Annotated in this window: 12 protein-coding genes and 1 pseudogene; 9 read left to right on the top strand and 4 right to left on the bottom strand. The window is 61.9% G+C overall.

What is annotated here, in order from left to right; all coding sequences use genetic code 11:
* Positions 1–3: 3 nt before the first annotated feature.
* Complete coding sequence (soxR, locus tag J3R84_RS08025) at positions 4–483, bottom strand: redox-sensitive transcriptional activator SoxR (RefSeq protein WP_025427203.1); 480 nt, start codon at positions 481–483, stop codon at positions 4–6.
* 78 nt (positions 484–561) lie between these two features.
* On the opposite strand from soxR, the gene J3R84_RS08020 reads away from it, so the two are divergent.
* Entirely contained in the window at positions 562–1,137 is a 576-nt protein-coding gene (locus J3R84_RS08020) for an NADPH-dependent FMN reductase (protein WP_025427202.1), read from the top strand.
* A gap of 77 nt (positions 1,138–1,214) precedes the next feature.
* Here J3R84_RS08020 and J3R84_RS08015 read toward each other — a convergent pair whose 3' ends face one another.
* Both J3R84_RS08015 and J3R84_RS08010 read right to left on the bottom strand, forming a co-directional pair.
* Positions 1,215–1,676, bottom strand: a complete 462-nt coding sequence (locus tag J3R84_RS08015; protein WP_057208691.1) for a tRNA (cytidine(34)-2'-O)-methyltransferase — start codon at positions 1,674–1,676, stop codon at positions 1,215–1,217.
* A 6-nt stretch (positions 1,677–1,682) separates the two neighbouring features.
* Positions 1,683–2,255 carry a GNAT family N-acetyltransferase gene (locus J3R84_RS08010; protein WP_025427200.1) on the bottom strand — a complete coding sequence of 191 codons (573 nt, stop codon included), beginning with the start codon at positions 2,253–2,255 and terminating at the stop codon, positions 1,683–1,685.
* On the opposite strand from J3R84_RS08010, the gene J3R84_RS08005 reads away from it, so the two are divergent.
* The 8 genes and pseudogenes from J3R84_RS08005 (at position 2,243) to istB (ending at position 12,782) form a co-directional block, all read left to right on the top strand.
* The gene (locus J3R84_RS08005) at positions 2,243–2,686 is read left to right on the top strand and encodes a hypothetical protein (RefSeq protein WP_144239149.1); all 444 of its coding nucleotides are present in this window, start codon (positions 2,243–2,245) and stop codon (positions 2,684–2,686) included. The two genes, J3R84_RS08010 and J3R84_RS08005, sit on opposite strands and share 13 nt — an antisense overlap.
* A complete protein-coding gene (locus J3R84_RS08000; RefSeq protein ID WP_025427199.1) occupies positions 2,670–4,523 on the top strand; it encodes an ABC transporter ATP-binding protein in 1,854 nt (617 codons plus the stop codon). The genes J3R84_RS08005 and J3R84_RS08000 overlap by 17 nt, the downstream gene beginning before the upstream one ends.
* Before the next feature lie 121 nt (positions 4,524–4,644).
* Positions 4,645–6,509 (top strand): annotated as a pseudogene (locus tag J3R84_RS07995) (ABC transporter ATP-binding protein).
* Positions 6,510–6,874: 365 nt separating this feature from the next.
* Positions 6,875–7,453: a ubiquinol-cytochrome c reductase iron-sulfur subunit gene (gene petA / locus J3R84_RS07990; RefSeq protein ID WP_025427197.1), complete on the top strand. Its 579-nt coding sequence runs from the start codon at positions 6,875–6,877 to the stop codon at positions 7,451–7,453.
* A gap of 14 nt (positions 7,454–7,467) precedes the next feature.
* On the top strand, positions 7,468–8,748 hold the full coding sequence (locus J3R84_RS07985; RefSeq protein WP_025427196.1) for a cytochrome b: 1,281 nt from the start codon (positions 7,468–7,470) through the stop codon (positions 8,746–8,748).
* A 32-nt stretch (positions 8,749–8,780) separates the two neighbouring features.
* Positions 8,781–9,650 carry a cytochrome c1 gene (locus J3R84_RS07980; RefSeq protein WP_025427195.1) on the top strand — a complete coding sequence of 290 codons (870 nt, stop codon included), beginning with the start codon at positions 8,781–8,783 and terminating at the stop codon, positions 9,648–9,650.
* 852 nt (positions 9,651–10,502) lie between these two features.
* On the top strand, positions 10,503–12,014 hold the full coding sequence (gene istA, locus J3R84_RS07975) for an IS21 family transposase (RefSeq protein ID WP_373688562.1): 1,512 nt from the start codon (positions 10,503–10,505) through the stop codon (positions 12,012–12,014).
* A 12-nt stretch (positions 12,015–12,026) separates the two neighbouring features.
* Positions 12,027–12,782, top strand: coding sequence for an IS21-like element helper ATPase IstB (gene istB / locus J3R84_RS07970; protein ID WP_203530155.1), 756 nt, complete (start codon positions 12,027–12,029; stop codon positions 12,780–12,782).
* 771 nt (positions 12,783–13,553) lie between these two features.
* Here the strand turns inward: istB and J3R84_RS07965 are convergent.
* Positions 13,554–20,282, bottom strand: a complete 6,729-nt coding sequence (locus tag J3R84_RS07965) for an apolipoprotein A-IV repeat region-like domain-containing protein (protein ID WP_203528600.1) — start codon at positions 20,280–20,282, stop codon at positions 13,554–13,556.
* Positions 20,283–20,857 lie beyond the last annotated feature (575 nt).

Here is a 20,857-nt window from a genome sequence, read left to right as displayed (position 1 = left end):
CTCCTAGGGCTGGCCGTCCTCTTCCGTCGCATCCATCAGCCGAGGGCCGGCGCCTTCCATCGAGAGCACATCGTAGGGGTTGCGCAGCGGACATTCCCTGAGCGACAGACATCCGCAGCCGATACAGCTCGTCAGGTGGTCGCGTAGCGCCATCAGGCTGGCGATGCGCGCATTCAGTTGCTCGTGCCAGCTTTCCGACAGCCGAGCCCAATCCTGCACCGTCAGGGGCCGGTCGTCGGGCAGCACCGTCAGCGCCGCCTGGATTTCCGAAAGCGGAATTCCGGTCCGTTGCGCCACCTTGATCACCGCCACGCGCCTCAGCACGCTTCGGGGATAGCGGCGCTGGTTGCCGCGGCTGCGGTTGCTGCGGATCAGACCCTTGGCCTCATAGAAATGCAAGGTGGAAACGGCGACGCCGCTGCGTTCGGCGACTTCGCCGACGGTCAGTTCGCGTCGCATTTCGCTGTTTCTTACAATCGTCATGGCGGGCTATTGACCTCAACTAATGTTGAGGTTTTATAGCATGAGCTCCATGGAATTCACAACAAGGAGCTGATCCCCATGACAGAGAAAATGACGCTTGCGGTGATCTACGGCAGCGCCCGGCAGGGGCGCTTCTGCGACACGGTCGCCAACTGGCTGATCCGTGAGATCTCGGATTCGAACGTCTTCAATCTCACGGTCATCGATCCGGCACGGCTGAGGGCATCGCGCGGCGTCGGCGCCACGGTCAATCCCGGCGAGTGGCTGGAGCGCAAGGTGGCCGAAGCGGATGCCTTCCTGGTGGTGACGCCGGAATACAATCACGGCTACCCGGCCGCGCTGAAGGAACTGATCGATTCGGTCTACGAGCCGTGGCATGCCAAGCCCGTCGCCTTCGTCTCCTATGGCGGCGCTTCCGGCGGCATCCGCGCCGTCGAGCAGTTGCGCCAAGTCTTTGCCGAGCTGCATGCGGTGACGCTGCGCGACGGCGTCCAGTTTGCCAAAGCCTGGTCGAAGTTCGATGCGGCCGGCAACCTCTACAAGCCCGAGGAGCTGCGTGCGCCGCTGTTCCTGATGATGGATCGGCTCATCTGGTGGGCGCGGACATTGAAGCAGGCCCGCAAGGCGACGCCCTACAACGAGGTTGCCGCCTGAATTTTGGGGCGCTGCCGTTGGCCGCGCCCATCGTCACCCCCCATCGGGAAAGGCAGGGCATTACCATGCGATGTTTTTCAGAGCAGTTGCACTTGCCGGATCGCCTCGCCGGCGATCATCGCAGCAGACATGGCGACGTTGAGCGACCGTTGCCCCTCGGCCATCGGGATGAGGATGCGGCCTTCCGCGCGATCATGCACATGGTCTGGCACACCGGCGCTTTCCCGACCGAACAGCAGGATATCGTCGGGCCTGAATTCAAAGCGGGTATAGGGCTCGGCGGCCTTGGTGGAGGCGAGCACAAGCCTTCGGCCGGTCGGCACCCGCCACGCCTCGAACCGTTCCCAGTTGATGTGGCGGGTGAGGGTGACCGAGGCGATATAGTCCATACCGGCGCGCTTGAGATTGCGGTCGGAAAGGTCGAAGCCCGCCGGCTCGATGACATCGACGGCAAGGCCGAGGCAGGCAGCAAGGCGCAGGATCGTGCCGGTATTGCCGGGAATGTCGGGCTGGTAGAGGGCAATGCGGAGGTCACTCACGTCTGTTCACTTTTCTTGCGACTTGTCTTTTGCGGCGGAGAATTCATGCGCCAGAATCCCCATCATGATGTCGTCGTGCCAGGCGTCGTCGATCAGCGCCGTCTCTCGCTCTCGTCCCTCGACCGAGAAGCCGCATTTGCGGTAGCTGGCGATGGCGCGCTCGTTGAAGGCAAGCACGCGCAGCGAAACACGGTGCAGGCCGAGCGCGCCGAACGCATGCGCCAATACAAGCTTGGTGACGGCAGTGCCAAGCCCTTGGCCGAGCAATTTCGGATTGAAGATGCCGATGGCAAAGGAGGCGCGCCGGTCGACCCGGTTGATATTGTCGAGCCTGACTTCGCCAATTGGCCCGTTGCGATCGATGATCCAGGCAGCTGGATGCTCGACGAGGTGTTGCACCCACGCTTCTGCATCCGCTTGTCCGAAAGCGCGGGCGAAGGTGGCGCTGCCACCGAACATGCGGTGGATCTCGGGATCCCGCCCGAGCGCCAGTCGCGCCTCGACGTCGCCCCCTTGCGGCCGCCTCAGATGGAAACCTTGTCCTTTCAATTCGGGAGGGGGCGTCGATGATGCGTTCATATGCGTCTCCTACCAATGCCGGACGCGCCTGCCATGTGTCGTTTCCGTTTGATTTCGCGGTGTCTAATCTGTGCCGAATGAGCAACATCCGACCGAACGATGAAAAAACAGGCAGGAAAGTGCCTGCGACAATCTGGCATGTCGACGCGATTAGGGGTAGAGAGAACCTCTCTTCAACGCGAACCGACGGAGGCAATGATGACTGTATTGATGTTGACACGCCTTCCAGGAGTGATGGGCCACCGTTTGGCCTGACCGGTTCCGCGACTTATCTTTCAAGAGATCGATGCGCGCTTCCGGAACTCCGGAAGACAAACCGCTATGGCGGGCAGCATTTCCGGACTGAAATTTTCACGATAAAGAATGCGGGGCAAATTCCCGCCTTCCTTCAAAATACTCTGAAGGAGCAAGTCTATGTTTGGCTGGTTTGAATCCCGCCTCAATCCCTATCCGACGGAAGAGCCCGTGCTTCCGCCGAAGAGCCTTTTCGGCTTCTGCTGGCACTATTCCAAGCCCGCAGTTCCGTGGTTGCTCATCATGTCGGTCTGCACCATGCTCATCGCCATCGGCGAAGTGGCGCTGTTCCAGTTTCTCGGAAACATGGTCGACTGGCTGTCGAGTGCCAATCGCGACACCTTCCTGCAGGCGGAAGGTCACCGGCTGATCTGGATGGGCGGCCTGGTTCTGATCGGCCTGCCGCTGCTGGTGGCGATCGATTCGTTCATCATGCACCAGGTGCTGCTCGGCAATTACCCGATGATCGCCCGCTGGCAGATGCACCGCTATCTGCTGCGCCAGAGCATGACGTTCTTCGCCAACGAGTTCGCCGGCCGCGTGGCGACCAAGGTCATGCAGACCTCGCTTGCGGTTCGCGAAACGGTGATGAAGATCCTCGACGTCTTCGTCTATGTCGTCAGCTATTTCGTCACGATGCTGATCGTCGTTGCCGCTGCCGACTGGCGGCTGGTGACGCCGCTCGCCGTCTGGCTGGTGATCTACATCTGCATCGTTACCTATTTCGTGCCGCGGTTGCAGAAGATTTCCAAGGAGCAGGCGGACGCGCGATCGATGATGACGGGCCGTATCGTCGACAGCTACACCAACATCGGCACGGTCAAGCTGTTCTCGCATGCAGGCCGCGAGGAAACGTATGCGCGCGCCGGCATGGACGGCTTCCTCGACACGGTGCATCGCCAGATGCGCAAGGTGACGCTGTTCCACGTGCTGGTCTACGCCAACAACAGCATCGCGCTGTTTGCAATCAGCGCGCTCGGCATTCACCTGTGGCTGACAAGTGCCATCTCGGTCGGCGCGATCGCGATCGCCGTTGGTCTGGCCATGCGCATCAACGGCATGTCGCAATGGATCATGTGGGAAGTCTCGGCGCTGTTCGAGAACATTGGCACTGTCTATGACGGTATCGGCATGATGACCAAGGCGCACGACATCGTCGACGAACCGGATGCCAAGGCGCTGAAGGCGGAAAAGGGTGCGATCACCTACGACAACGTCCGCTTCCACTACGGCAAGGCAAAGGGCGTCATCGATCACCTGTCGCTCGACATCAAGCCGGGCGAGAAGATCGGCCTGGTCGGACGCTCGGGTGCCGGCAAGACGACGCTGATGAACCTGCTATTGCGGTTCTACGACGTGGAGTCAGGCGCAATCCGGATCGACGGCAAGGATATCGCCACCGTCACCCAGGATAGCCTGCGCGCCCAGATTGGCGTCGTCACGCAGGATACCTCGCTGCTGCACCGCTCCATTCGCGACAACATCGCCTATGGACACCCGGAAGCCGACGACGAGGCGATCACCGCGGCTGCGAAGCGGGCGAATGCCTGGGAGTTCATCCAGGCGCTCGAGGACAACCAGGGGCGCAAGGGGCTCGACGCCCAGGTCGGCGAACGGGGCGTCAAGCTCTCCGGCGGCCAGCGCCAGCGTATCGCGATCGCCCGCGTCTTCCTCAAGGACGCGCCGATCCTCGTCCTCGACGAAGCGACATCAGCGCTCGATTCCGAAGTCGAGCAGGCGATCCAGGAGAACCTGTTCGCGCTGATGGCTGGCAAGACGGTGATCGCGATCGCCCACCGCCTGTCGACGCTGACGGAAATGGACCGCCTGGTCATCCTCGAGGCCGGGCGGATCGTCGAAACCGGTTCGCATGCCGAACTCGTGGCCAAGGGCGGCCTTTACGCCGACCTCTGGTCACGCCAGTCGGGCGGCTTCATCGCCGACGATACCGAGAAGGAAGAAGCGGCGGAGTGATCCGCTGTGACCCTGCCGCCCATGCGGGCGGCGGGGTTTTGCCACGTCACCTAACGCATTTGTAATGCGCCCGATGGTGGAAACCGATTGCTGTTGCCGCCGAACCGCCTATATCGGAAACATGCTCAGCGCCATCGTCAGCATCTTTGAGAACTGGATCAAGCTGTTTGCGCCGCGCGAGCGATTGCAGCCGCCGAAATCGCTGTGGGGTTTTGCCTGGTTCTACGCCCGCCAGGCCAAAGGGCCGTTTCTGGCGATGGCCATCCTCGGGGGCCTTGTCGCCATGCTGGAGGCGGGGCTCTTCTACTTCGTCGGACGGCTGGTCGATCTGCTCGACACTGTGAAGCCCGAAGCGGGCTGGAGCGGGCTAATTTCCGCCAACGGGCCAGAGCTTCTGTTCATGTTGCTGACGGTGCTGGTGTTCCGCTTCGTCGCGGTGTCGCTGGCAGCGCTCGTCGAGGAGCAGTCGATCATCACCGGCTTCCTCAATCTCGTGCGCTGGCAAACCTACACCCACGTCGCTCGGCAATCGCTTTCCTTCTTCCAGAACGATTTTTCCGGCCGGATCGTGACGAAAGTCTGGTCCGGCGCGCAGGGACCAGCGATCTGATCGTCTCGCTGCTGCAGGTCGTCTGGTTCATCGTCATCTATACCGCCTCGACCATGGCGCTCATCGCCCAGCTCGACTGGCGGCTGGCGGCAATGGTCGCGTTCTGGATCGTCCTCTTCCTGGCGCTGGCGCGCTACTTCGTTCCGCGCATCCGCAAGCACGCGCGCGATACGGCTGAAATGGCCTCGATGCTGAACGGGCGGATGGTTGATGCCTATTCGAACATTCAGACATTGAAACTGTTCGGTCGCGACGACGAGAACGACCGCTATATCCGCGCCGGCTTCGATCGCTTCCAGCGGGCGGTGATCCCCTTCACGCGGCTACTGACGGCCGTGCGTGCCTCGCTTGCGCTGCTTTCGGGCATGATGATCGCGGCCATCGCCGTCTATGCCATCCACCTCTGGCTTGGCGGTGCGATCAGTTCGGGTGCGGTTGCCTTCACGCTGGCGCTGGTGCTGCGACTCAACATGCTGCTCGGCCGGATGATGACGCAGTTCAACTCGATCATGCGCAACATCGGCACGATCCAGAATTCGGCCGAGCTCGTCTCCCAGGCGATCGGTCTTGTGGACAAACCGGATGCCAAGGAGTTGTCGGTCAGCGAGCCGGAAATCCGTTTCGAGCATGTGAAGTTCCATTACGGCAAGAGTGCCGGCGTCATCGACGACTTCTCGCTCGTGATCCGTCCAGGCGAAAAGGTCGGGATCGTCGGCCGTTCGGGCGCCGGTAAGTCAACGCTCGTTAACCTGCTGTTGCGCTTCTACGACCTCGAGGGCGGGCGCATCCTGATCGATGGGCAGGACATTTCGACGGTGAAGCAGGAATCGCTGCGCACACAGGTCGGCATGGTCAGCCAGGACACCTCGCTGCTGCACCGCTCCATCCGGGACAACATCCTTTTCGGCCACCCGGATGCAACCGACAAGCAATTGATCATCGCAGCCGAGAGGGCCGAGGCCTACGAGTTCATTCTCGATCTCCAGGACCAGCGCGGCCGCAGGAGTTTCGATGCCCATGTCGGTGAACGCGGCGTCAAGCTTTCTGGCGGGCAGAGGCAGCGTATCGCGATTGCCCGCGTCATGCTCAAGGATGCGCCGATCCTCGTTCTCGACGAGGCGACGTCGGCGCTCGATTCCGAAGTCGAGGCGGCAATCCAGTCCAATCTCGACCGGCTGATGCAAGGAAAAACGGTGCTTGCTATCGCACACCGATTGTCGACGATCGCCGCTCTCGATCGGCTCGTCGTCATGGATAAGGGCCGGATCGTCGAGGACGGAACCCACGCCGAACTGATCGCTCGGGGCGGTCTTTACGCTGACCTCTGGTCGCGGCAATCCGGCGGCTTTCTGGCACGCGAAGAAGCGGCAGAGTAGGGCGGCCTCGTCGCCTTTTCTCCACCCTTCGAACGGCCGTCGGCCAACTGCAATGACGACCGTCAAGTCCTTGTGCCAATTGGCCGCGCTTTTCCCCGCGACAATCTGCCCACCCACCCTTGTCAAGGCTGGACATAATTTGCGATCAAGCATAGAACGCGCCGGATTGACGGGGAATCTGCGAGCCGTGTGCGCGCAGCACTTTTCGGATTCTGACGCCCGATAACGTGTTTGCAACAGCAAACCGGCTAAGGTGTCAGCACATTGATTGGGCGTGCTTCCTTGACCTAGGTGAAACCGCAAGGGCAGGGATCTCGCTGGGCGGATGCGGTTTCCGCAACATTGCGTGAGAGGATGGTTTAGCCGTGAGCGAACACGACATTTCAAGCGAGACCTCGGGCGAGCCCACTCGCCGCGATTTCCTTTACCTGGCCACCGGCATGGCGGGCGTCGTCGGCGCCGGCGCGGTCGCTTGGCCATTCATCGACCAGATGCGTCCGGATGCTTCGACGCTTGCTCTCGCCTCGATCGAGGTCGATGTGTCGAGCCTGCAGGCCGGCATGTCGCTGACGGCCAAATGGCGCGGCAAGCCGATCTTCATCCGCAACCGCACTGAGAAGGAAGTGGAAGAGGCCAAGGCGGTCGCTCTTGCCGACCTCAAGGATCCGGTTGCGCGCAACGCCAACCTTCCGACCGACGCCGAGGCGAACGATCTCGATCGCTCCGCCGGCGAAGGCAAGGAAAACTGGATCGTGATGATCGGCTCCTGTACCCATCTCGGCTGCGTGCCGCTTGGTCAGGCCGGTGATTTCGGTGGCTGGTTCTGTCCCTGCCATGGTTCCCACTACGATACGGCCGGCCGAATCCGTAAAGGTCCGGCGCCGGAGAACCTCGCCGTGCCGACCTTCTCGTTCGTTTCCGACACAGTTATCAAGATCGGTTGAGGGGACTACTGATAATGAGTGCTGAACATTCAACCTACACGCCAACGACTGGCATTGAGAAATGGGTTGATTCCCGTCTTCCGCTGCCGCGTATGATTCACGACAGCTTCATCAGCTATCCGGTTCCCCGGAACCTGAACTACGCATATACCTTTGGCGCCATGCTTTCCGTGATGCTGATCGTGCAGATCCTGACCGGTATTGTGCTGGCCATGCACTATGCCTCCGACACGACCGTTGCGTTCAACTCGGTCGAAAAGATCATGCGCGACGTCAACCACGGTTGGCTGCTGCGCTACATGCACGCCAACGGCGCATCATTCTTCTTCATCGCCGTCTACCTACACATCGCCCGTGGCCTCTATTACGGCTCGTACAAGGCACCGCGCGAAATCCTCTGGATCCTCGGCGTGGTCATCTACCTCCTGATGATGGCTGCCGGCTTCATGGGCTACGTTCTGCCCTGGGGTCAGATGTCCTTCTGGGGCGCGACCGTTATCACCGGCTTCTTCTCGGCCTTCCCCTTGGTGGGTGAGTGGATCCAGCAGTTCCTGCTTGGCGGCTTTGCCGTTGACCAGCCGACCCTGAACCGCTTCTTCTCGCTGCACTACCTGCTGCCCTTCATGATCGCCGGCGTTGTCGTGCTTCACGTCTGGGCCCTGCACGTCACCGGCCAGACCAACCCGACCGGCGTCGAAGTGAAGTCGAAGACCGATACCGTTCCCTTCACGCCCTACGCGACCTTGAAGGACGCACTCGGCGTCTCCGTGTTCCTGCTGGTCTATGCATGGTTCGTATTCTACCAGCCAAACTTCCTCGGCCATCCGGACAACTACATTCCGGCTGACGCTCTGAAGACGCCTGCCCACATCGTTCCTGAATGGTACTACTTGCCGTTCTACGCGATGCTGCGCGCCATCACCTTCAATGTCGGCCCGATCGACTCCAAGCTCGGTGGCGTTCTGGTGATGTTCGGCTCGATCATCATCCTGTTCTTCCTGCCATGGCTGGATACCTCGAAGGTGCGTTCGGCTGTCTACCGTCCCTGGTACAAGCTGTTCTTCTGGATCTTCGTGGTCAACGCCATCCTGCTCGGCTGGCTGGGTTCGCGCCCTGCGGAAGGCCTGTACGTTGTCATGTCGCAGATCGGCACTCTGTACTACTTCGGTTTCTTCCTCGTCATCATGCCGGTCCTCGGCCTGATCGAAACGCCGAAGCGCATTCCGAATTCCATCACCGAGGCGGTGCTTGAGAAGAAGAATGCGAAGGCACAGCCGGCCACCGCACGTGCCTGATCAGAACAGCGATTGATAAGGAACCCACAACAATGAAAAAGCTTGTAACAGGCATTCTGTCACTTGCTGTCGTCGCTGGCCTCGGTCTCGGAGCTGCTGTCGCTGAAGAGGCGGCAGGTGGCGCGGAGCATGGCGGCGGCACGCCCCACTATCCGATCCACAAGCCTGAGCAGCAGGACTGGTCGTTTGCCGGCCCGTTCGGCAACTACGACAAGGGTCAGCTGCAGCGTGGCCTGAAGATCTACACCGAAGTCTGTTCGGCCTGCCACTCGATGAATCTGGTGGCATTCCGTACGCTCGAAGGCCTCGGCTATTCCGACGCACAGGTGAAGGCCTTCGCCGCGAACTACGAAGTTCAGGACGGCCCGAACGCTGACGGCGAAATGTACACCCGCAAGGCCGTGCCTGCGGATCACTTCCCGTCGCCGTACCCGAACAAGGAAGCAGCTGCTGCTTCCAACAACGGGGCTGCACCGCCGGACTTCTCGCTGATCGCCAAGGCGCGCGGCATCGAACGCGGCTTCCCGCAGTTCGTCTTCGATATGTTCTGGCCTTACCAGGAAGGTGGCCCGGATTATATCCACGCGCTGCTGACCGGTTACCATGAGCCGCCGGAAGGCGTTCAGGTCGCCGAAGGCACGCACTACAACCCTTACTTCGCCAACGCTTCTGCGCTGGCGATGGCCCAGCCGATCTCCAACGATCAGGTTACCTACGAGGATGGCACGCCGCAGACGGTGGACCAGTATGCCAAGGACGTTTCGGCCTTCCTGATGTGGGCAGCCGAGCCGCACCTGGAAGACCGCAAGCGCACCGGCTTCATGGTCATGGTGTTCCTGCTGATCTTCACCGGTCTCGTCTACCTGACCAAGAAGTCGGTTTACGCCAACAAGGAACATTGATCGCAGACTGGCTTCGCCAGCTTGATCGAAACCTTAGAAAGGCCCCGGTTTGTCCGGGGCCTTTTGTTTTGCGCGGTGTTGTTTTCGTTCGACGGTGCGAAATGCGCATGAGGTGGCTCTGCCTGGACGGGAAGGAGCAACCTGGTGTCAATGCGGTGATGGGGTATCCGAGCCTTGTCTCGTGTTGTCGAACCGTGGCGCGATTGGTTGCGTCGGACCAGTGGGTCGGATCGCTGCTACTTCCCGAAATAAGCGCCTTTGGGGGTATGTGCCGGCTGCCGCCGGAATGCACTCAAACGCGCTGATGCAACGCAATGCCGCGTAGCTACTATGGTGGTGGCCGCCAGGTCGTTCTCGTCATGAGGAGTGAACCGCGACATCTGTCGCGTCGGGCTAATGCCAGATGCATGAGATGCTCGCGGCAGCTTCCGCAGGAGATAGTTAAGGTGTGGATACATACCACTGCGGAACCTGGCAGGGCGTCCGCCTGGGCCTGGGCAGAATTTTAGAATGCTAGGCATGTCTGCTGTCTTCTGGTCAGCGTTTGCTGATCATGCGACGAACATGCCCGGGCTTTTCCAAGCTCGAACCGCGCCTTTCTCGATTGTGGTCGACGGTGCGGCAAACGCCGTTCTCCTGCACTCCGGCCCACACCGCTGCGGATTCCGACGTGAAGCCGGCCGCCATTCCGATCAAAGACCGGCCACCATTCCGATCTGAAGCCGGCCACCGTTCCAATCAAAGACCGGCCGGTTTTCGGCACTGAACATTACCTCCTGGGTCAGCAACTTTGGCATCAATTACACCACGACAAACGTGGAGATTTTGATGCCGGCAAAGAGAAGGCTGACCATGAGACAGTTACGACAAATGCTGCGGCTTGCCGGAAGCGGGACGAGCTCCCGCGAGATTGCCGTCGTGTTGGGAATAGCGCGCAGTACGGTGCAGGATAATCTGCGGCGCGCAGCAGCGGTTGGATTGACCTGGCCCTTGCCGGGCGAACTGACCGACGATGCGCTTGCGAACAAGCTCTTCACTCGCAACGGCGTCAAACAGGGCGCGAGGAGACGCGTCGAGCCGAACTGGGCCGATCTTGCTGTCGAGCTCAAGAAGCCTGGTGTCACCTTGCTCATCCTGTGGGAGGAGTATCGTGGCTCGCATCCCGAAGGATATGGCTACAGTCGCTTCTGCGAACTCTTTCGCGGTTTCGAGCAGCGGCTTTCGCCGACGATGCGCCAGGAGCATGCGGCCGGCGACAAGGTGTTCGTCGACTATTCCGGCAAGAAGATCCCGATTGTCGATCGCAAGACCGGCGAGATCCGCGAGGCAGAGATCTTCGTGGCGGTGCTCGGCGCATCCAGCTTCACCTATGCGGACGCGACCTGGACGCAAACGCTCCCCGACTGGATCGGCTCGCATGTCCGGATGTTTCGTTTCTTTGGAGGCGTTCCCCGGCTGATCGTTCCCGACAATCTGAAGTCAGGCGTCAGTCGTGCCAGCTTTTACGATCCCGAGATCAACCGCAGCTACGGCATGATGGCATCGCACTACGCCGTCGGTGTTCTTCCGGCACGGCCGCGACGGCCGAAGGACAAATCGAAAGTCGAGAATGGCGTCCGGTTTGCCCAGTCCTGCATTCTGGGGCGATTGCGCAATCAGACCTTTTTCTCGCTTGCTGAGGCCAATGTTGCCATTGGCCAGGCACTCGATCGCATCAACGGCCACGTCATGCGCCGGTTGGGCGTCAGTCGCCGGCAACTGTTTGAGAGCGTTGAGCGTGCCGCACTCGCAAGTCTTCCGAGCGAAGACTACGAATTCGCCGAATGGCGTTTGGTCCGCGTCTCGACGGATTACCACGTCGAGTTCAAGACTTTCTTTTATTCCGTGCCGCACAGCCTCATTCGCCAGCAGGTCGATCTGAGGGCAACGGCACGCACCATCGAGATCTTCCACCGCGGCAAGCGCATTGCCGTGCATCAGCGCCGCTATGGTGGTCCTCGCCATGGAACTGATCCGGATCATATGCCCAGTTCCCACCGGCGCTATGCCGAGTGGACACCGGATCGCTTTCGGCGCTGGGCCGCATCCATCGGCCCTCAGACCGAAGGGTTGGTCATCGCAATTCTTTCCAGCCGTCCTCATCCCGAACAGGGCTTTCGAACATGCCTGGGTGTCCTGCGGCTGTTTCGCGACATCGAACGCAATCGGGCTGAGGCCGTTTCAGCCCGCGCCGTCGAGATCGGTGGACTGAACTGCAAGAGCATTGCCTCGCTCATCGCCAACCACAAGGCCGCGCGCCATTCCACCGAACCGACCGCCATTATCGATCACGCCAACCTGCGTGGCCCTGATTATTTTCATTGAGGAGACACACCATTGCTGATCAACCCCACCATCGACATGCTGCGCGAACTCGGCCTTTACGGCATGGCAGCCGCTTTCCAGGAGCTCGATGCACAATCAGAAGCACGTGGCCTCGAGCATGCAGAATGGCTTGCCATGTTGCTCGAACGCGAGGCCACCATGCGTCGACAGAAGCGCTTCGAAGCCCGCGCCAGGGCTGCCAAGCTTCGCCACGACGCGCAGATCGAGAATGCCGACTTTCGTGCTGCACGCGGCCTCGATCGCAATCTGTTCATGGCGCTTGCCGGCTGCGACTGGATCCGCAAGCACCACAGTCTTCTCATCACCGGGCCAGCCGGTGTTGGCAAAAGTTGGCTGGCCTGCGCACTCGGCCACAAAGCATGCCGCGAGGATTTCTCCGTCGCCTATCACCGCGTCCCGCGGCTGTTTGCAACTCTTGCCCTTGCAAGGGGCGACGGGCGATACGGCAGGATCCTCAAATCCCTCGCCAAGACCGACCTGCTTATTCTTGATGATTGGGGACCGGAAAAACTCAACGATGATCAGCGGCGTGACCTCCTCGAGATCATCGAAGACCGCTACGAGCGTCGCTCGACAATCGTCACCAGTCAGGTGCCTCTGGATCACTGGTACGAGATCATTGCAAACCCAACGCTCGCCGATGCCATTCTGGATCGCCTCGTTCACAACGCATACCGCATCGATCTGACCGGCGACAGCATGCGAAAACAGCGTCCGCTGGTCGCCGCTGAAACACCTCAAACTTGACCTGAAACAAAACCCGATCCAAACATCAAACAGACCCAGGATCAGTCCGAGAAATGGCCGCCTTCAAATCGGAACGCCGGCCGGAATGAAATCGGAATGACTGGCCGGCTTCAAATCGGAATCAATGGCCGGCTTCATCGGAATACGCACACCGCCAAGATTGGCTGCGGGATACTCTTGTGGACAATGGCGTCGGCCAGCCGACGCTATGAAAGGGTCATCCGTTGGGTGCTTGGTACTCCGCCACCTCGGCAGCATCGGCGGTGATGTAGTACGGCAGTTTGCCGTAGGTAGCCGCCGGTAAGCTGCCCACGTTGGCGCGCAACGCGCGTGGAGTAACTCTGCCATTCAAATGGGACTAGTGAAGCGGCTTCCGCTCCTGGGGCGTGCTTGCGCCGTAACATTGGCGATGCCGCGCATCCTTGAACTTAGGGCACTGTGCCGCCGCCAACGGCACTGTGCTGGCACCGACGCGCCACTTTTCAATGTCGATCCTCGGCGCCCGACGGCACCGGGTGGTTGGGGAAGATCGGCGGTGATGATGCGGCAGGGATTTTGGGTTCGACAGTGTGGTATCCGGATACAATGCGGTATCTGGGTAAGGCACACAACGACCGTCATCGCGCCGTGGGTCACACTGGGTCGATGCAGAACATCTCGAAGCCCTCGATGCGGACGCGAACCTGTTGCGCGCTTCCGCTGTGGACGACACATGTGAAAACGGCCCCACCTTGCGATGGGGCCGTCAAATCTTGCCGGTCGGGCTGCCTCTTAGTTGAAGCGGCCGGCGGCGTGGGCGAGCATCGTGTAGACCTTGCCCGTGTCGGATGTAAGGTAGGTCTGGGTGATGCGCTTGTCCGGATCGTTGCGTGCGACATCGGCGAGCAGCTTTTCGAAGTCGGCGATGTAGCGATCGACGGCGGTGCGGAATTCCGGCTCGCGGTCGTACTTGCGCTTGATCTCGTCGAAGGTCTGCTGGCCCTTCAGCGTATAGAGCCGGCGGGTGAAGACGTCGCGCTCGCCGCGCTGGTAGCGGCGCCACAGGTCGACCGATGCGTCGTGGTCGATGGCCCGGGCGATATCGACCGAAAGCGAGTTCAGCGATTCCACCACGTGGCGCGGGTTGCGGTTATCGCCGCTGCGGGCAACCGGCTGGCTTTCTGCCGGGCGCTGCGGTGCGGCTGCCGGCGCTTCTTCCCGCGACGCGGCACGCAGCAGGTCTCGCATCCAGCCACCGCCTTCTGCGACTTCGCTGGTGACGGCCTGCGTTTCCGGCTGGGCCGGGGCAGGCTGCTGGACGGTCGCCTGTTCGATGCCGAGGCTGCCGCGCAGGGCAGGCGCCGGATCCTGGCGACGCGGCTCTGCGACCGGCTGCTGGACCGGACGGGCGACAGGCGCTGCAGCCACAGCAGCGGCAGCAACCGGCTGCTGGCGCAGCGGCTGGGCGACTTCGAGCTGCGTCGAGGACTTGCCGATGATTTCCGACAGCTCCTGCAGGGCCTTGATCTGCTCGGCCACGGCACGACGCATGACGGCGGCGTTTTCCTTGGCTTCCTCGGGCAGGTCGAAGGCGCTGCGCTTCAGCTCTTCGCGGGTCATATCGAGTTCCTTGCGGATCTCGCCGGCCGAGCGGCGGATATCGTCGGTCGCACCGCTGAAGCGGCCGATGGCGTCGTCGATCGCCACGCGAACGGCGTCGCGCAGCTGGATTGCGACGCCGTCGGACTTCTTGCCACTTTCGCTAAGCATGCGCTCGACGTCGGAGACAGACGACGCGACGCTGCCGCGCAGGCGGGACGCCACTTCCTTGGAGCGTTCCTCGGCGGTTGCGAATGCACCCTCGATTGAGGAACCCGCATCTTCGCCCACCTTGGCGATCGCCTGGCGGAGCGCCTCGGAGGCGCCGAGCGCGCGGCCCTCGACCGCCGAGAGCGTCTTGTTGACGTCGGCGAACGAGGTCTCGACGCCGGAGCGCAGCGTATCGGCAATCTGGCGCGACCGTTCTTCGGCGCGGGAGAAGACTGCCTCGACCGAGGCACCAGCCTCGTCGCCGGCCTGGGCCAGCGCATTGCGCATGGATTCGGCGGCTTCGGCTGCACGCTGTTCGGTGCTCGACAGCAGGCGGCCGACATCCGAGAAGGATTGCTGGATGCCGCTACGCAGATTACCAGCAACCAGACCTGAGCGCTCTTCGGCACGCTGGAAGGCACCATCGACGAAGCCTTCGAGTGCACGCATGGTGCGTTCGATTTCTTCCGAGCGCTGGACGAGGCCGACCGACAGGGTGCGCAAGGCATCCTGGCGTTCCTCGAGTGTGCTGACGAGGTTCGACTGGGCGGCGCCCAACAGGTCCGAGGCCTGGCCGAGCACCTTGGAGTGATCCTCGAAGCGGCCGACGATGCCGCCGATCTGCGACAGGGTAGAGGCCGAGATGTCCGAGAGCTTGTCGACCTTGCCTTCGATGAGGCGCGTAGAGGTCGACAGCATGTCGGAAGCCTGGCGCGTGGTTTCGGAGAATCGGGTGGCCGTAGCCTCCAGCCGCTGGTCCATGTCGCCGAGATTGTCGCTTGCCTGGTCGATGACAGTTGCGATCGCCGTGTTGTTGGCGGCGAGCTGGTCGATCAGGCCGAGGGCCGTCGACTGCAGACGGTTCTCGACCATCTTCATCGCCTTTGCCGTTTCCTCGGCGCGCAGCGAGATGGCGTTGAGCGTCTCGCCGGTGCGTTCGGTAATGGCATTGACCAATGCGGCATTTTCCGCGCGCAGGCGATCGGTGCTGTCCTTCGTCAGGCTGGCGATGCGCTCGGCAGCCTCACGGCCGGTTGCGGCATATTGATCGATGACCGGGCGTGCCTGCTCGTCGATGATGCGCGACAGTTCCATAGAGCGGCCGGCGAGCATCGAGTTGAGTTCGCGGGTCCGATCGTCGAGCGTGCTGCGGATCGCCTCACCACGGGCTTCCAGTGCCTTTTCGGCATCTGCCAAGCCCTGCTGGATGTTCTGGGCGTGGCTGGCAACCTGGCCATGCGTGGCGGCAAGGCGTGCAGTGGCGGTGTCAGAGGCATCGGCGACCGAGCGGGCGAGTTCGGCATGGCGTGCGGCCGTTGTCGAGGCGGTCTGCTCAATGGCATTTGCGAAGTCGGCGTTGCGGGCCGCCAGCACATTGGCGAAGTCCTGACCAGCCTTGGAAAGAAGGCCGGCGGAACGGGCCGCTTCCGCGTCGAGGTCCTGCGCTGCTTCGCTAACCGCGCTGCGAAGGCTGGTGACGAGACCGGCAGCCTTGCCCTCGATGCGGGCGGCTTCGGTGTCGAGTTCCTGGGCAACATCGCCGACTGCGCCGCGAAGGCTGGTGACGAGACCGGCAGCCTTGCCTCCGATGCGGGCGGCTTCAGTGTCAAGTTCCTGGGCAACATCGCCGACTGCACCGCGAAGGCTGGTGACGAGACCGGCAGCCTTGCCTTCGATGCGGGCGGCTTCGGTGTCGAGTTCCTGGGCAACATCGCCGACTGCACCGCGAAGGCTGGTGACGAGACCGGCAGCCTTGCCTCCGATGCGGGCGGCTTCGGTGTCGAGTTCCTGGACCACATCGCCGACTGCGCCGCGAAGGTTGCTGATGAGGTCCGCGGTCTTGCCTTCGATCCGGCCGGCCTCGGCGTCGATCTCCTGCGTCGCTTCGCTGACGGCGCCGCGCAGGCTGGTGACAAGCACCGCAGCCTTGCCTTCGATCGTGCGGTTGACGTTTTCGAGGCCGATGTTGAGGGCGCGGTCCATGGTGCCGAGGCGCTCTTCAATGCGGTCCGTACCGGCATTGATGGCGCTGGAGATGCGGCTTGCGGCTTCCTCGCTGACGCGGTCGATCTCGCCGGAACGCTCACCGAGGCTGTCGGCGATGCGCTGGCCGGCGTTGTCAACGATAGCGTTGACACTGTCGACGCTGTCGCGGACGCGATCCTCCAGCGAGCCGAGGCTCGTTTCCAGGCGCAGACCGGTGTCATCGACCAAGGCATTGACGCTGCCGACACTGCCTCGAATACGGCTTTCCAGAGAACCGAGACTTGTCTCGATCTTGGCGCCGGTATCGTCGACGATGGCATTGACGCTTCCGACGCTGTCGCGGATACGATCCTCCAGGGTGCCAATGCTGGCCTCGATGCGGATACCGGTGTCGTCGACGATTGCGTTGACATTGCCGACGCTGCCGCGGATGCGGTCTTCCAAAGTTCCGAGGCGAGATTCGATGAGGCTGCTGGTTTCATCGACGATGACGCTGACCTTATCGACGCTCCCGTGCATCCGCCCCTCGAGCGAACCCAGACGGGTCTCGATGCGGGCGGCCGTGTCATCGACGATCGTGCTGACATTATCGACGCTGCCGCGCATACGGTCTTCGAGCGAGCCAAGACGGGTCTCGACACGAACACCCGCCGCATCGGCAATCGAACCGACATTTTCGGCACTGTCGCGCATGCGCTCTTCAAGCGCGCCAAGGCTTGTCTCGATGCGCAGACCGGTGTCGTCAAGGCGGTCGTTGAGGCCGTTGATCGACATGTCGACGCGGTTGGTCAGCGTGTCGGCGGCGAGGCTGATCTGGCCGGCCGTTTCCGCCAGGCGCTCGGCAATGTTGCCGGTCGTCGAGCGCATGCGGGCTTCCAGCGTTTCGCCGCTGCGGTCGATGATGCCGGCAAGTGCCGCTTGGCGCTCTTCGAGCGACATTTCGAGCATGCTGGCGCTGGTGGCAAGGCTGGTGGCGATCGACACGGACTGGTCGGACAACATGCCTTCCAGCTGGTCGCGGCCCTGGTCGACGGCGAGGTTGATTGCGTTGATCCGGTCGTCGAGCGTGGCTCGAATCTGCTCGTGGGTCGAGGAGAGTGTTTCGCGCAGGTGCTCGGCGCGGCCGGTCAGCGTCTGTTCGATTTCCGTCGCCTTGCCGGCGAGCGAGGCTGTCGCCTCGGTGGTGCGCGCGGTCAGCGCCTCGGCGATCTGGGCGCTGGTGGCCGTCAGGACGTCCGAGATCTTGCCCACGCGGCCGCTGAGGTCTTCGGCAATGCGAGCGCTGGTGTTGGTAAGAGTGTCGGAGATCTGGCTGACGCGGCCACCGAGGTTTTCGGCAACGAGGGATACGCTGTCCGAAAGCTTCTGTTCGATTTCACCGACACGGTCGGTCATCGTCTCGGCAACGGCCGTGGCGCGGAAGGTGAGGTTGTCGGCGACGTCTTCGGCATGACGGCTCAGGGAATCTGCCATTTCGTTGGCGCGGGCCGTCATCGTCGAGGTGATGTGGGCGGAGCGATCGGCGAGAACGCCGTCGAGTGCCGATGTCTGGGTCGAAAGGGTTTCTGCAATCGCCTGGCTGCGTTCCGAAAGAACACGCTCCAGCCGGTCGGCCGTTTCGCCGACGGCACCTTCGATCGCGTCCGTTCCGGTCGAAAGCACGGTCGAAAGGGCAAGGGTGCGCTCGGACAGGGTGTTGTCGAGGCGGTGCTGGCTTGCCGCGATGGCGCTGGTGATCTCGTCGGTCGAGCCGGTCAGCGTCTGCTCGATGCGGGCATGGGCCGCGTGCAGGCCATCGACGAACTGTGCCGTGCGGGTGTCGAGGCCCTCGGTCAGGCGCTGTTCGCTTGATGTCAGTGCCTTTGCAAGCGCATCTGCGCGCTGGCCAAAGCCGTTCTCGATGCGATCCTGAGCCTCGGACAAGGCGCCCATCAGGCTGCTGGTCTTTTCGGAAAGAACGCTGTCGATGCGGCTATGGGCTCCGCCGATCAGGTTGCTGAGATCGGACGTGCGGCTGCCGATCGTCTCCTCGATGAAGTCGTGGGTGGCGCCGAGTGCTGTCGCGAGTGTGAGCGACTGATCCGAAAGCGCCGAGCCGATCTTCTCGATGCTGCTGTCGAGCGCGCCACCGATGGCATCCGAACCGCCACTGACGGTCTCGTTGATGCGGTGCAGGCTTTCCATCAGCTTGGTGTCGAGCAAGCTGGCGCGCTTGTCGAAGGCCGATGCGAACTCGTGGAAGCGTTCGTCGAAGGCGGTGGCAAGGTGGCCGACTGTCGTCTGCAGCTTTTCTTCGAAGAATCCGCCGCGCAGATCGAGATCCATGATGGCATCGTCGGCGCTGGAGCGCAGGCTCTGGCGGAAATGCGCACCCTTTTCGTCGAGGGTGGCGTTGAGCGTCGCGAGCACGTCTTCGAGGCCGCCGGCAATTGCCTGCTGGCCGACGCTCAGGCTTTCGTTGAGGTCGCGGGTGCGGGCAATCAGCGTTTCATTGAGCTGGCGGGCGCGCTCGTTCAGCGCGGCATTCAGCTTTTCAGTGTTAGCATCGAGCGAGGAGGCGCGGGTCTCGAACTGGCCGAGCAGCTGCTCGCCGCGCTTTGTCAGCGTATCGCTCAGCTGGTCGAGGCGGGTGTCGAATTCGCTGCTGAGGCCGAGGCCGGCTGCCGTCAGGCCGGAAAGGAGCGAGTCCGTGCGGTTCGACAGCATGGTGCTGATGTTCTGCAGCGCCGTGTCGGACTTTTCGCTGAGTGCCGCTGCCCGCGTGTCGATCAGCGAGGCAAAAGCCTCGCCGGAGATGGCGATGCGCGAGGCGATGTCTTCGCCGGCCTGGTCGAGATCGTCCTTCAGCTTGCCATGCGCACCGGCGATGGTCGAGCGGATGCGCTCGGAGTGGCCGATGATGGCTTCGCGCTCAAGGCCCAGCTCCTGAACCAGCGTACGCACGCGCAGTTCGTTTTCGCTGTAGCTGCGCTCGAGCGCATTCACCTCGGAGTGAACCAGCGTTTCGAGTTCGGTGGCGCGCGCAATCGTGCGCTCGATGCCTTCGTTCATCGCCGAGACTTCGCGGCGAACGGCCTGACCGACGGTCATGACCCGGTCGGCGGCCGCAGTTTCCGGTTCGGCCAGGCGCAATGCCACTTCGGCCATGGAGCGCGCGGCGTTGCGCAGTTCCTGCGCGCGGGCGATCATGATGGCGAAGGAGAAGAAGAGCATGATCGGCAGCGCGATGCCAATGGCGACGCCGACGGCACCCGGGGTGGCAGCGAGATCGCTCAGCGAGCGGATCTGCCAGATCTGTGGGCCATAGAGCAGGTTGGCGACACCGATGCCGGCCACGGCCCAGATCACCGAAACGAGGGCTGCGACACGGATGGCGGCGCGGTTCGAGCGAACGTCGAGGGCGCGCAACATGGCAGCCGGAGAGCGGCGCCCATCGTCGTTTGCCGGAGAAAGGGGAGGCGACTTTGGCGCAGGTTCAGGAGCGAGCCCGCGTGCGGCGTCATTTGCTCGCGCGGCGCGGGGGGCTTCCTGCTGAGGCTTGGCATTTCGGCTGTGATCGGGCTGAGCAGCCTGATTAGTGGAGTCAGACACATTTTCCTCCGGATTATCCAAGGAAGTCTTGTCGTTAGGGCTCGACTTAAGCTCGTCAAAATCGATCTTAAGGGCCGCTTCCAGAGCCTGGAAGGCCTTTTCATCAATTGACTCGTTGCTCTTCTTCGTCGCCATAGGGATACGCCTCATTACCTTTTGCCTGCGATGAAGCGTGTCCATTTGATCCGCGATTGCGGCCAGGCACTGACTTCACCGGGGCGGTGACGGCAAGATACGCGCATCACATCTACGCAATACCCTACTGAACACCACTGCATTTCCTCGATGGATAGTCGGAATTGACCCTCGAGGGCACCACTCGCACAGCTTATCCACCGGAACGGTTGCCATTTTCGTACGCAAGCCCGTTCCTAACCGTATCGTAGTGACACATTAGCCCGGTTGTTACAATTAAGAGCACTCCAGCTTCATTAAAATCCTAATGAATTCTTAATGTGGCAAAGGGGTTTAGGTCGGAAAAGGCAAGGAAATCAGGAGGTTTAACGAGCGTTAACCATTTTCCCAGATTCCTGCCTATATTGCGCCCCGTTTTAAGCCGATAGCAGCGCCCGCCCGTGGAGGATGATAGCTCGCAAACCGTAGCGATCGTCCGGCGACGAAGCTTGGTGAACAGGCGTCGTCGGTCACGGTGTCCGTGCCGCCCATGGCAATTGGACCGCGAATGTCGCGGGACGGCGTCGGATAAAGAC

This window comes from Ensifer canadensis, assembly GCF_017488845.2.
GTDB lineage: Bacteria > Pseudomonadota > Alphaproteobacteria > Rhizobiales > Rhizobiaceae > Ensifer > Ensifer canadensis.
Note: the sequence above shows the minus strand (reverse complement) of the source record. Positions and strands in the feature narration are given on the sequence as shown.